This is a genomic window from Rhodococcus sp. IEGM 1406 (assembly GCF_030056745.1).
Lineage (GTDB): Bacteria > Actinomycetota > Actinomycetes > Mycobacteriales > Mycobacteriaceae > Rhodococcus_F > Rhodococcus_F erythropolis.
The window spans coordinates 131,614-144,837 of record NZ_JASHKO010000002.1 but is presented as its reverse complement, the minus strand read 5'-3'; the positions used below and the strand labels follow the sequence as shown (position 1 = coordinate 144,837).

The window sequence follows — 13,224 nt, the reverse complement described above, 5'->3', positions numbered from 1 at the left end:
TCGTCGGCTAGCGTCGTGTGCGTGACCGTCACCCGAGATGTCGATGCAGATTTCCTCGCCCTCCCGCTGCGAGCTGTCGCTGATGCGGCGCTGTCGGCAGCGAGAACAGCCGGCGCTCAGCACGCCGATGTTCGTGTCCACCGCGTGCTCACACAGTCGATCCGCTTGCGCGACGGCGTAGTTCAGGCGGTGTCCGACGGAGACGAGATCGGGGTCGCCGTCCGTGTGATCGTCGACGGCACGTGGGGATTCGCCTCGCACGCCGAGGTATCCCCTGACGTCGCGGCTGCGCTGGCACGCCAAGCGGTCGAGGTTGCGAAGGCATTACGCTCGCTCAATCGGGATCCGGTCACCCTCGCCGACGAACCCGTCTACGCCGACGCGACGTGGGTGTCCCCGTACCTCGAAGATCCCTTCGCGACACCGACGGCCGACAAGGTAGCGCTGCTGGTCGACTACTCCGGACGGCTTCAAGCCGCTGACGGTGTGGATCACGTCACGGCGAGTGTCCTCCAGGTCAAGGAGCAGACTTTCTACGCGGATCTGGCCGGTTCGTCGATCACCCAGCAACGGGTGCGTCTGCACCCCGAGTTCGAGGCGACCGCCGTCGACAAATCGGCCGGCAGCTTCGAATCGATGCGCACCTTGGCGCCGCCGGTAGGTCGCGGATGGGAGTACCTCGGGGCGGAGAGCACATGGAACTGGGGTGAAGAGCTCGCGCAGATCCCGGAGTGGCTGGCCGAGAAGACCAAGGCGCCCACTGTCGAAGCAGGTCCGACCGACCTCGTGATCGATCCGACCAATCTGTGGCTCACGATCCACGAATCCATCGGACACGCCACCGAATACGACCGGGCGATCGGCTACGAAGCGGCCTACGCCGGTACGTCGTTCGCGACGCCGGACAAGCTGGGAACGCTGAAATACGGAACGCCACTCATGCACGTGACCGCCGATCGTAACGAAGAGCACGGCCTGGCCAGCGTCGGATTCGACGACGACGGCGTCGCCTCTCAACGGTGGGATCTGGTGGCAGACGGAACACTGGTCGGGTATCAACTAGACCGCGTGTTCGCGCCGAGGCTGGGGCTGACGCGTTCCAACGGCTGCTCGTACGCCGACTCCGCACATCACGTTCCCATCCAGCGAATGGCCAACGTCTCGCTCTCCCCCGACCCTTCTACGGACACCTCGACCGCAGACCTGATCTCGCGAGTCGAGAACGGCATCTACGTCGTCGGTGACAAGTCCTGGTCGATCGACATGCAGCGCTACAACTTCCAGTTCACCGGTCAGCGGTTCTTCAAGATCCGTGACGGAAAGCTCGACGGTCAGGTGCGTGACGTGGCGTATCAGGCGACGACGACGGATTTCTGGGGCTCGATGGAAGCCGTTGGCGGTGAGTCGACCTGGCGCCTGCAGGGCGCATTCAACTGCGGCAAGGCGCAACCCGGTCAGGTTGCGGCGGTCAGCCACGGCTGCCCGTCCGCTCTGTTCCGCGGAGTCAACATCCTCAATACTCGTTCGGAGGCTCAGCAGTGATCGATCCGCAGCAGGTCGTCGAGCGTGCATTGGCCGCGAGGACGGTAGACGAATCGTTGGTGATCGTGACCGATGCGAGTGAGGCGTCGCTGCGGTGGGCCAACAATTCGATGACCACCAACGGAGTTTCGCTGTCCCGGACGTGGACGGTGATCTCGATCGTGCGCGAGGGTGACATCGCGAAGGTGGGCACTGTCAGTTCCAGCAGTGTCGATCCGGAGCAGATTTCCGCACTCGTACAGGCAAGCGAACAGGCTGCGCGCACAGCCACTCCGGCTGACGACGCGTCCGACCTGATCACGCAGTCGGCGGCAGAGACCGACTGGGACCTGCCGGCCGCCCTGACCGACATCGGTGTCTTTGCGCAGTTGGCTGCCGACCTGTCCACGGCCTTCGACGGTGATGACCAGTTGTTCGGCTTCGCTCACCACCAGTTGCACACCACCTGGCTCGGAACTTCGACGGGCGTGCGACGTAGAACGGCTCAGGCCACCGGCTCCGTGGAGATCAACGGCAAGCGCGGCGACGCCAGCGCCTGGGTCGGATCCGGAACTGTCGATTTCACTGACATTTCAGCGCCGAACCTTTTGTCGCAGTTGACCACTCGACTCGATTGGGCGGAAAATTCGGTCAGTCTGCCCGCCGGCCGCTACGAGACGATTCTTCCGCCTTCGGCTGTCGCGGACCTGATGATCTATCTGATGTGGACCATGGAGGGGCGCGGCGCCGAAGAGGGCCACACCGCACTTTCCACCACCGGTGGTACCCGGATCGGCGAGAAGCTCGGATTGCCACTGACACTCACCTCCGACCCCCGCGCCGAGGGCTTGCAGTCCGCGCCGTTCGTGATCACGACGTCGTCGAGTGAATCCGTCTCACTGTTCGACAACGGTATGGAGATCGAACCCGTCGACTGGGTCCGAGACGGCGTCGTCAATGCACTGGCGTACCCGCGCCACGCTGCACGAGAATTCGGTCGACCTGTCGCAGTTCCCGGCGACAATCTCATCCTGACCGGTGGTGACGACACCTCGATCGAGGACATGATCGCAGGTACCGAGAAGGGGCTACTGCTCACAACCCTCTGGTACATCCGTGAGGTGGATCCGACGACGCTGCTGTTGACCGGACTCACCCGTGACGGGGTGTATTTGATCGAGGACGGCAAGATCGTCGGCGCCGTCAACAACTTCCGTTTCAACGAGAGCCCGCTCGATCTCCTGCGGCGGGTCACCGAGGCTGGACGCACCGAGATCACGCTTCCCCGCGAGTGGAAAGACTGGTTCACCCGCACGGCCATGCCGCCCATGCGGATTCCCGACTTCCGCATGTCCTCGGTCAGCCAGGCGCAGTGATGACGAAGGTCGTGATCGCCGGCGGCACCGGCGCTCTCGGCCGCCGAATCAGCGACGATCTCGCCGACCGTGGGTATGACGTCGTGGTCCTGACTCGGTCACCGAAACCCGGCGGGCACAGGCAGGTTCAGTGGGACGGTGTCACGGTCGGCGACTGGGCAGGAGAACTCGACGGCGCCGCGGTGATCAATCTGGCCGGCGAGTTGGTCGATCGCCGACCCACCCCGGCAAACATCGCACTGCTCACCAACTCCCGAGTCGGTCCGACCCGCGCGCTGGTCGAAGCGTCGAAACTACTGGCGCACCCTGTTCCGGTGTGGATCCAAGCGAGCACGCTCGCAATCTACGGCGACGCCGGAGAGACCCGACTCGACGAGGCTTCCCCACTCGCTGACGGACCACCTCAGATGACCGACGTCGCAAAGGACTGGGAGGCAGCGGTCGAGGGAGCAAACACGTCACGAGTAGTGATCCTGCGAACCAGCGTCGTATTGGAGAAGGGCACACCGGCGCTAGAGCGACTCCTGTTGCTCGTACGTCTCGGTCTGGGCGGACGCGTTGCGTCAGGTCGACAATGGACAAGTTGGATTCACATCGACGACTGGCTGTCGATCGTTCGTTGGACCCTCGAACCCGATTCGGCTGCCTCGGGCGTGGTCATCGCGACTGCCCCGGATCCCGTCCGCAATTCAGAACTGATGGCCGGGCTGCGCAAGCACCTTCACCGGCCACCTGCACCGCCGACGCCCGCTGTCATGGTCAGATTCGGCGCGTTCCTGCTGCGCAGCGACGCTGCCTTGGGCCTGACGGGTCGTCACGCCGTGTCGAAAGTGCTGACGGACAACGGCTTCCCCTTCACCTATCCGCGGTTCGATTCAGCGTTGGACGATCTGCTCGGCAACTGACGCGGTCAAGCTGCAGTGATGGCAAGTCCGATCGTTCCGGTCTTGCCGCGGCGCAGGAGACTGCCTTTCATGGTGATCCAGCCAAGGATTCCGTAGCGACGCGCGATCGCGTCGCGAGCATGATCGGTGCCCGGCGCGTCGAGGATCTCGGCGACGGCGGCAACCGGTTCACCCTTCGGATTTCCCCGCGCGTCACACGCGGCGACTGTGACCGAGGGGTTTCGCTTGATGCGCTTGACCTTGTAGGAATCGGTGACGGTCCACATCAGGAGCTTGTCGCCGTCCGGCGCGGCCCAGAGCGGCGTCGCCACCGGCGTTCCGTCCTTGCGGAAGGTCGTGAGTAGGACGTACTTGGCCTCGGAGACGCGCTTGAAGTCGGAGTTCACTCCTCGAGGATAGGGGCGGGAACCTCTCACTGGACACCGATGAGCCTCGGCGACTATCCGGCGACCTTCCACAATCGGCTGAAACATGCCACTTATGCACGTTTTATCCGGTTTCTGCGCACATCCAACATGCCGTTTCGTCCCCAACCTCCATCTCGAGTTATTCTGAGGCAAATCGTCGAACTGGGGAGTCGAACAAACACATGCAGCGTCGTGACATGCAGCGTCGTGACTTTTTCAAAGCGGCCGGAGTGGGGGCAGCAGTTGCAGCCGCGACACCGCTCATGTCGACCTCGATCAGCCACGCCGCCCCCGCGCCTCTTCGTGCGCTACCGATGGGTGCCGATCACTACCGCGCACTCGTCCCCGAGTTGTTCGTACCCTCGCCCACTCCCCCGGAACATTCCGAAGCCATCGTCATCGGGTCAGGTTTCGGCGCCAGCGCGACCGCTCTCCGGTTGGCGCAGAGCGGCACCCAGGTCACCATCCTCGAACGCGGACTCCGATGGCCGCATGATCCGCAGCGGGAGATTCACACCTCCGACATGCTGGCCGACGGCCGCGGAGTTTTCCGGCGCACATCGTTCACCAACCTCACCGGACTCCCGGTGGTGTGCGACTACTTCAGCGGCGTCCTCGATGCCACCGACTACGAACACATCTCGGTCTGGCGCGGCGCTGCAGTCGGCGGTGGTTCCATCATCTTCACCGGCGTGATGATCGCGCCCGAGCGCCGATTCTTCGACGCAGTCTTCGGCAACTCCCTCGATTACGACGAGATGGCGTCCACCTGGTACCCCAAGGTGCGCCAGATGCTGCGTCTGAGCCCGTTGCCCGAAGACATTTACCAAACCCCGAATTTCGGCCACTCGCGTCGTTGGGATCAGGACGCTCGTCGTGCCGGATTCGATCCGCAGCGGATCGACGGGATCTGGAACTGGGACGTGGTGCGCTCAGAACTCGACGGCCGAACCCGAGCCTCGGCCACTGTCGGTGACAGCAACATGGGTAACTCCAACGGCGCGAAGTTCGACCTCACACAGAACTACATTCCTGCCGCCGAAGCCACCGGACGAGCCACCGTCTGTTACGGACATCAGGTGCTCGCGATCAGTCGCGAACGTGATGGACGCTACGTCGTCGACGTCGAATCGACGGATCCGACGGGTGGCGTTCTGGCCCGGAAGACTCTTACCTGTGACCGTCTGTTCCTCGGCGCCGGCTCGATCGGCACGTCCGAACTGTTGGTACGCGCCCAGGCGACGGGCGCGCTGCCGAACCTCAACGAACACGTCGGTAAGGGCTGGGGAACGAACGGCGACGCCGGGATGGTGCGCTCGTTCGGCTTCAGTGACGGCACTGCGCAAGCCGCACCGTCGGCATCACGCATCGTCGACGAGTCGGGAATGCCACTCTCCCTGGAAAACTGGTACGTCCCCGGCCTACCCGTCAACATCGGCATGCTCGGAACCTTGGGTATGACCCTCGATTCGCAGCGCGCCGACTTCGCCTACGACGGGGGCAACGATCGGGTGGTGCTGAACTGGCCGAAGAACGGCAACGACGCCACCGTCGAGGCCCTGCGCGCCGTCCAGAACAAGATGGCCTTCGCCGGCACCACGCTGCCGTCCGCCTTGCCGTTCGCGAAGGACGTCAATTCCTCGTTCACCGCGCATCCCCTCGGCGGTGCGGTTCTGGGCAAGGCCACTGACAGCTACGGGCGAGTCAAGGGCTACGACGGCCTGTACGTGATGGACGGCGCTGCTATTCCGGGCAGCACCGGCACCGTCAATCCGTCACTGACAATCACTGCTCTGGCGGAGCGGAACATCGCTCAGATCATCAAGTCCGGACGCTGAAGCACTTCAGCGCCCGGACCTGCCGGTGATCGAGGTTTACTCCCCCTCGAGTTCGCCTTCGGTTTCGAGGTACACCTGACGCAAGCCGTCGAGTGTCTTCTGCTCGGGGTGCTCCCACATGTTGCGCTCGGCGGCTTCGAGGAGCCGCTCGGCGATTCCGTGTAGTGCCCACGGGTTGGATTGCGTCATGAACTTCTGGTTCTGCTCGTCCAGAACGTAGGTCTCGGCGAGCTTTTCGTACATCCAGTCCGCGACCACGTTGGTGGTGGCGTCGTACCCGAAGAGGTAGTCGACCGTGGCCGCCATCTCGAAGGCACCCTTGTACCCATGACGGCGCATCGCGTCGAGCCAGCGGGGATTGACCACGCGCGCCCGGAAGACACGTGCGGTCTCTTCCGAAAGTGTGCGTGTGCGAACCGATTCCGGCCTAGTGCTGTCGCCGATATATGCCTCGGGCGACTTTCCGGTCAGCGCGCGCACGGTGGCAACCATGCCGCCGTGGTACTGGAAGTAGTCGTCCGAATCGGCGATGTCGTGCTCACGTGTGTCGGTGTTCTTGGCCGCCACGTTGATTCGACGGTAAGCACTGCGCATGTCGTCGGCTGCCGGGATTCCGTCGAGCCCACGGCCGTACGCGAAGCCGCCCCAGTTGGTGTACACCTCGGCGAGGTCGTCGTCACCGCGCCAGGTCTTGGAGTCGATGAGTTGCAGCAGTCCGGCGCCGTAGGTTCCGGGCTTCGAACCGAAGATACGGGTGGTCGCACGCCTGGCGTCGCCGTGCTCGGCAAGGTCGGCCTGTGAGTGGGCGCGCACGTAGTTCTGCTCGTCCGTCTCGTCCAGTGCCGCGACCAGCTGAACGGCGTCGTCGAGCAGTGCGAGCACGTGCGGGAACGCATCACGGAAGAATCCGGAGATGCGGACGGTGACGTCGATGCGCGGGCGGCCGAGTTCTTCGAGATCGATGACTTCGAGGTTGACGACGCGTCGGCTTGCTTCGTCCCAGACGGGGCGAACACCGAGGAGCGCGAACACTTCGGCGATGTCGTCGCCGGAGGTACGCATGGCGGCGGTTCCCCACACCGACAGACCCACCGAGCGCGGGTATTCGCCGTGATCGGCGAGATAGCGAGCGGCGAGCGACTCGGCCATCGCCTGACCGGTCTCCCACGCCAGACGTGAAGGAACTGCCTTGGGGTCGACGGAGTAGAAGTTACGACCAGTGGGAAGAACGTTGATCAGGCCGCGCAGCGGCGAACCGCTCGGACCCGCGGCGATGAATCCGCCGTCGAGCGCGTGCAGGACCTGCTTGATCTCGTTGTCCGTCTGCCGCAGACGCGGAACCACTTCGGTGGCCGCGAACTGCAGGATCTTCACGACGGTCTCGTCGTCGCTGAGTTGTTCTGCCGCAGCGGGGTTCCAATCGGCGTCGTACATGCCGCGAACCAGAGCGTGCGCCTTTTCCTCGACGTCGTCGACACGGCTGCGCGACTCGTCGCCGTCTTCGCTGAGCCCGAGTGCTTCACGCAAACCGGGGACGCTCTGTTCGCCGCCCCACATCTGACGGGCACGCAGCATGGCGAGGACCAGTTCGATTTCGGCGTCGCCCTGGGGTGCACGGCCGAGAATGTGCAGACCGTCGCGGATCTGGACGTCCTTGATCTCGCACAGCCAACCGTCGACGTGCAGGAGCATGTCGTCGAACACGTCTTCTTCAGGCCGCTCGGCGAGGCCGAGGTCGTGGTCCATCTTGGCGGCACGCATCAGTGTCCAGATCTGCTGGCGAATAGCCGGGAGCTTGGACGGATCGAGTGCGGAAATGTTGGAGTGCTCGTCGAGCAGTTGCTCGAGGCGGGAGATGTCGCCGTAGCTTTCGGCACGGGCCATCGGCGGGATCAGATGATCGACGAGCGTCGCGTGAGCACGACGCTTGGCCTGTGTTCCTTCGCCAGGGTCGTTGACCAGGAACGGGTAGATCAGCGGCAGGTCGCCGAGCGCTGCGTCGGTGCCGCAATTGCTGGACATGCCGAGTGTCTTGCCCGGCAACCATTCGAGGTTGCCGTGCTTGCCGAGGTGCACAACGGCGTCGGCGCCGAATCCGCCGTTGTCCGGGGTGGCAGCGATCCAGCGGTAGGCCGCGAGGTAGTGGTGGCTCGGCGGCAGATCCGGGTCGTGGTAGATCGCGACGGGCTTCTCACCGAATCCCCGCGGCGGCTGGACCATGAGCACGATGTTGTTGAATCGCAGTGCCGCGATGACGATTTCGCCGTCCGGATCCTGCGAGCGATCGACGTACAGCTCGCCGGGCGCTGCACCCCAGTGTTCTTCGACACCGCTGCGCAGTTCCTCGGGCAGGGTGGCGAACCAGTCGCGGTACTTCGCTGCCGAGATGCGGATCGGATTGCCCTCTAGCTGCTCGGCAGTGAGCCAGTCGGGATCCTGGCCGCCGGCCGCGATCAGGGCGTGGATCAGCGCATCGCCGTCCTTGGCTGCCAGGCCGGGAACTGCGTCAGGGCCGTCGACCGGACCGAGGTCGTAACCGGCAGAACGCATTTCGGTGAGCAGATCGATTGCGCTCGCCGGAGTGTCGAGGCCGACGGCGTTGCCGATACGGGCGTGCTTGGTCGGGTACGCCGAGAGCATCAGAGCAACGCGACGCTGGGTGGTCGGAATGTGGCGAAGCTTGCCGTGACGGACAGCGATGCCGGCGACACGGGCAGCGCGCTCGACATCGGGGACGTACGTGGACAGCCCGTCGGAGTCGATTTCCTTGAAGGAGAACGGGACGGTGATGATGCGACCGTCGAACTCCGGCACCGCCACCTGCGTCGCGACGTCGAGAGGCGACAGTCCGTCGTCGTTCTCGTCCCAGGTGGCGCGGCTACTGGTCAGGCACAGCCCCTGCAGGATCGGGACGTCGAGTGCAGCGAGTGCGGCGACGTCCCAGGCTTCGTCGTCCCCACCAGCGGACGCGGTGGCGGGCTTGGTGCCGCCGGCAGCAAGAACTGTCACGACCATGGCGTCGGCGCGGCGGAGCGTGCTCAAAAGTTCGGCTTCTGCGGTTCGCAGAGATGCGCAGTAGATCGGGAGCGCGGTGCCACCGGCCTCGGCGACCGCGTCGCACAACGCCTGGATATACCGGGTGTTTCCGGCCAAATGCTGGGCGCGGTAGTACAGCACTGCGATGACGGGACCGCTCGCCGAGTCGAGATCGGGCGCGAAATCAGCGATTCCCCAGGAAGGCAGGTGAGCCGGCGGCTCGAAACCGTGACCGGTGAGCAGGACGGTGTCGGAGAGGAAGTGGTGCAGCTGTGCCAGATTCTGCGTGCCACCCTCAGCCAGGTAGTTGTGCGCCTCGGCAGCAACGCCGGCGGAGACCGTCGAGCACTCCATGAGGTCGGCATCCGGCGCGTGCTCGCCGCCGAGAACGACTACGGGGAGTCCGGAGGCGAGGACCATGTCCAGGCCGTCTTCCCAGCTGCGACGGCTGCCGAGGATACGAACGATCACGAGGTCGACGCCGTCGAGCAAGGGCGGCAAGTCCTCCGAGACCAGCAAGCGTGAGGGGTTGGCCCAGCGATAGGAGACGCCGTCGCCGGCTTCCTGGCTGGCGCGAGCGCTCAGCAGATCGGTGTCGGACGTGGAGAGCAGAAGAATCACGGGTGAAGCCTTCCTGGGGTTTCGCGCCCCGTGGCACAGATCTGTCATCGACGGCGGTTGAGGGTCTGACTCGTGTTTCCGAGCGGAAACACGTCCCGCTCGAGCAACACTCACAGTGGCGCGACCGCACCGGACTTTCACCGGTTTCCTCAACTGCCGTCACTGGTGGTGGTGATGCTACCGGTCCGCAGAAGGCACTCATGACAGGTCGTACCCTGGAGCCATGCCCACGGACCGTTCACAGCCAGACGCGTGCCCGGGTGCACTGCAAGTTCACCACGCCGCCGACGGCGCACTGGCACGCGTGCGCCTACCCGGCGGACTCCTCACCCCGGTCCAATTGCAGACGCTCGCCGACGCAGCGCGCGATCTCGGCAACGGGCAGATGGAACTCACCTCGAGGGGCAACGTCCAACTGCGCTCGGTCTCGGACCCCGAAGCCTTCGCGTCGCGAATCGCTTCGGCCGGCCTGCTGCCGTCCGCGACGCACGAGCGAGTGCGCAACATCCTCGCGTCCCCACTGTCCGGCCGTATCGGGGGCGTCGCCGACATTCGTGAACTGGTCCATCGGCTCGATTCGGCGATCCAAGCGGATCAGGCATTGGCGGATCTGCCAGGGCGAACGCTGTTCACCCTTGACGACGGGCGCGGAGACATCACCGGGCTACGGGGCGATTTCGGGCTCCATGCGCGCAGCGCCACCGAGCATTCACTGGTGCTCGCCGGTCACCACACCACTCACCGCGTCCAGGCGGATGACGCCGTCGAATTGCTCCTCGAGGCGGCTCGATCATTCCTCGACGTCCGCGACAAGCACTGGCGCCTGGCCGAGGTTCCGGACGGTATCGAACGCACCCTCGAGCAGCTGGGTCTGAGCGCCGAGTCCACCGGTGCTGCGGACCTCACGCCGGATGCACGGCCCACCATCGGCTGGCTCGAGCAGCGCGACGGGACCGTAGCCCTGGGCGGAGGCTTGCGATTCGGGCTGCTGGACGCTCGGCTGGCCGAGTTCCTGGCCGCCGTCGACAAGCCCGTTGTCGTGACGCCGTGGCGATCGGTGCACATCTTCGACCTCGACGAATGGGCTGCCGAGCAGGTAGTCCGGGTGTTGGCGCCGATGGGGTTGATCTTCGACGAGAACTCACCGTGGCTCGACGTCACCGCCTGCACCGGAAGCCCGGGATGCGAGAAGTCGCTCGCCGATGTGCGCACCGACGCAATCACCGCCGTCGAGCAGGCAGAACTGCCCGTCGTCGGGCGCCAGCACTGGGCCGGGTGCGACCGCAGCTGCGGACGTCCCCGCGGGGACGTAGCGGATGTGATTGCGACGGGTGACGGTTACCGGGTGAATCCGGCCGATCGGTGATGCCTCTATCGTGTGGCACATGATCGAGTACATCCGTGACGGCGCGGAAATCTATCGCCAGTCCTTTGCCACCATTCGGGCCGAAGCCGACCTGAGCCGTTTCCCGGCGGATGTCTCGCAAGCTGTAGTGCGCATGATTCATGCAAGTGGCCAGGTCGATCTCGTCGACGACGTCGCCTTCACACCCGGTGTCGTCTCGGCTGCGCGCGCAGCTCTGCGCGACGGCGCGCCGATTTTCTGCGACGCCCAGATGGTGGCTGCCGGCATCACGCGCAAGCGTCTGCCCGCCGGTAACGACGTCATCTGCACCCTCGGCGATCCGCGGGTTCCCGTGCTGGCGTCGACCATCGACAACACTCGCTCGGCGGCTGCTCTCGAACTGTGGGGAGCCAAGCTCGAGGGCGCTGTTGTCGCGATCGGAAACGCACCCACCGCACTGTTCCATCTCCTGAACCTCATCGAAGCTGGCGCACCCCGTCCGGCCGCCATCGTCGGAGGTCCGGTCGGCTTCATCGGCGCTGCCGAGTCGAAGGAAGCCCTCATCGAACACGCCAGCGGGATCGATCATCTCGTTCTCCGCGGCCGACGCGGCGGCAGCGCGATCACCGCGGCCGTCGTCAATGCGATTGCGAGCGAAGTCGAATGAGTGCAGGCAAGCTCTGGGGTGTCGGTATCGGCCCCGGCGATCCCGAATTGGTGACCGTCAAGGCCGCCCGCGTCATCGGCGAGGCCGATGTGGTTGCGTTCCACTCCGCGAGGCACGGCAAGAGCATCTCCCGCGGAGTTGCAGCGCCGTACATGCGCGAAGGACAGATCGAAGAACACCTCGTCTACCCCGTGACCACCGAGACCGTTGATCATCCCGGCGGATACCAGGGCGCGATGGACGAATTCTACGAAGCGGCTGCCGCACGGCTGGCAGTTCACCTCGCGGCCGGTCGAACCGTCGCGTTGCTCGCCGCCGGCGATCCGCTCTTCTACAGCTCCTACATGCACATGCACAAGAGGCTGGCCGATCGCTTCGACGCCGAGGTGATTCCCGGTGTCACCTCCGTCAGCGCGGCATCTGCTGCACTCGGAAAGCCGCTGGTCGAGGGTGAAGAAATCCTGACGATCCTGCCCGGAACGTTGCCGCAAGCCGAGCTGACCAGGCGGCTCAAGGAAACCGACGCCGCTGCCATCCTCAAGCTCGGACGCACGTTCCCCCCGGTCCTGCAATCGCTCGAGGATTCAGGCCGCTTGGATGAAGCGCACTACGTCGAGCGCGCGAGCACCACACGTCAACGCGTCGAATCCGCTGCCGAGGTCGACCCGGACGGAGTTCCGTACTTCTCGATCGCCATCGTTCCGAGCCCGTCGAACAACCCTCGACCTGCAACCGAATCCCGCGGCGAGGTGGTCGTGGTCGGACTCGGGCCGGGCGACACCGCCTGGACCACACCTGAAGTGGCGCATGAGCTTTCGTTGGCCACCGACCTCGTCGGCTACGGCCCGTACGTCGATCGCGTGCCGACGCGTCCGGGCCAGCGGCGCCATTCCAGCGACAACCGCGTCGAAGCGGAACGCGCCGCGATGGCGTTGGACCTGGCGAAGAACGGCGCCCGTGTAGCTGTCGTCTCGTCGGGAGATCCCGGCGTATTCGCCATGGCTGCAGCAGTTCTCGAAGTTGCCGCCGAAGACCAGTGGCGCGACGTCCCGGTACGCATCCTTCCCGGTATGACGGCGGCAAATGCTGTCGCCAGTCGCGTCGGCGCTCCCCTCGGGCACGACTATGCGGTGCTCTCGTTGTCCGATCGCCTCAAGCCGTGGGATATCGTCGCTCGCCGTATCTCGGCAGTTGCAGCCGCAGACATGGCATTTGCGGTCTACAACCCGGCGTCGAAGTCCCGGACGTGGCAGGTCCAAGCCATGAAAGACCTCGTGCTCGAGCACCGCTCCCCCGAGACTCCTGTTGTCATCGGGCGCGACGTTGCCGGCGCCGAGGAATCAGTTCGCGTCGTAACCCTCGGCGAGCTCGAGCCTTCCGAAATCGACATGCGGACTCTGCTGATCGTTGGATCGTCGATGACCACGGTCGTCGAAACCGGTTCGGGCCGTCAGGTGTTCACCCCGCGGCGCTACCCGGAGTAACCACCACTCGGCGATAGCATGGCG

General features: G+C 64.9%; 9 protein-coding genes and 1 riboswitch. Of the genes, 7 read left to right on the top strand and 2 right to left on the bottom strand.

Annotated features, from left to right (window positions below; all coding sequences use genetic code 11):
- Window positions 1–21 precede the first annotated feature (21 nt).
- The 3 genes from QM596_RS10130 to QM596_RS10120 are packed head-to-tail and all read left to right on the top strand — an operon-like array spanning window position 22 to window position 3,802.
- Entirely contained in the window at window positions 22–1,542 is a 1,521-nt protein-coding gene (locus QM596_RS10130) for a TldD/PmbA family protein (RefSeq protein WP_197942234.1), read from the top strand.
- On the top strand, window positions 1,539–2,897 hold the full coding sequence (locus QM596_RS10125; protein WP_256064489.1) for a metallopeptidase TldD-related protein: 1,359 nt from the start codon (window positions 1,539–1,541) through the stop codon (window positions 2,895–2,897). Before QM596_RS10130 ends, QM596_RS10125 begins: the two co-directional genes overlap by 4 nt.
- A complete protein-coding gene (locus QM596_RS10120; protein WP_256064484.1) occupies window positions 2,897–3,802 on the top strand; it encodes an epimerase in 906 nt (301 codons plus the stop codon). Before QM596_RS10125 ends, QM596_RS10120 begins: the two co-directional genes overlap by 1 nt.
- A 5-nt stretch (window positions 3,803–3,807) precedes the next feature.
- On the opposite strand, the gene QM596_RS10115 is transcribed toward QM596_RS10120, so the two are convergent.
- On the bottom strand, window positions 3,808–4,188 hold the full coding sequence (locus QM596_RS10115) for a PPOX class F420-dependent oxidoreductase (RefSeq protein WP_029255376.1): 381 nt from the start codon (window positions 4,186–4,188) through the stop codon (window positions 3,808–3,810).
- A gap of 218 nt (window positions 4,189–4,406) precedes the next feature.
- Here QM596_RS10115 and QM596_RS10110 point away from each other — a divergent pair, with 218 nt between their 5' ends.
- Window positions 4,407–6,047, top strand: coding sequence for a GMC oxidoreductase (locus QM596_RS10110; RefSeq protein ID WP_483633442.1), 1,641 nt, complete (start codon window positions 4,407–4,409; stop codon window positions 6,045–6,047).
- Window positions 6,048–6,083: 36 nt separating this feature from the next.
- On the opposite strand, the gene cobN is transcribed toward QM596_RS10110, so the two are convergent.
- Window positions 6,084–9,704: a cobaltochelatase subunit CobN gene (cobN, locus tag QM596_RS10105; RefSeq protein ID WP_283308867.1), complete on the bottom strand. Its 3,621-nt coding sequence runs from the start codon at window positions 9,702–9,704 to the stop codon at window positions 6,084–6,086.
- A 39-nt stretch (window positions 9,705–9,743) separates the two neighbouring features.
- Window positions 9,744–9,876, bottom strand: a riboswitch (cobalamin riboswitch).
- Window positions 9,877–9,927: 51 nt separating this feature from the next.
- On the opposite strand from cobN, the gene cobG reads away from it, so the two are divergent.
- Genes cobG through cobJ form a run of 3 tightly spaced genes read left to right on the top strand, consistent with a single transcriptional unit; the run spans window position 9,928 to window position 13,200 of the window.
- Window positions 9,928–11,070 carry a precorrin-3B synthase gene (cobG, locus tag QM596_RS10100; protein WP_029255379.1) on the top strand — a complete coding sequence of 381 codons (1,143 nt, stop codon included), beginning with the start codon at window positions 9,928–9,930 and terminating at the stop codon, window positions 11,068–11,070.
- Window positions 11,071–11,089: 19 nt separating this feature from the next.
- Window positions 11,090–11,716, top strand: a complete 627-nt coding sequence (locus QM596_RS10095; protein ID WP_007729839.1) for a precorrin-8X methylmutase — start codon at window positions 11,090–11,092, stop codon at window positions 11,714–11,716.
- Window positions 11,713–13,200, top strand: coding sequence for a precorrin-3B C(17)-methyltransferase (gene cobJ / locus QM596_RS10090; RefSeq protein ID WP_283308866.1), 1,488 nt, complete (start codon window positions 11,713–11,715; stop codon window positions 13,198–13,200). Before QM596_RS10095 ends, cobJ begins: the two co-directional genes overlap by 4 nt.
- Window positions 13,201–13,224: the final 24 nt, after the last annotated feature.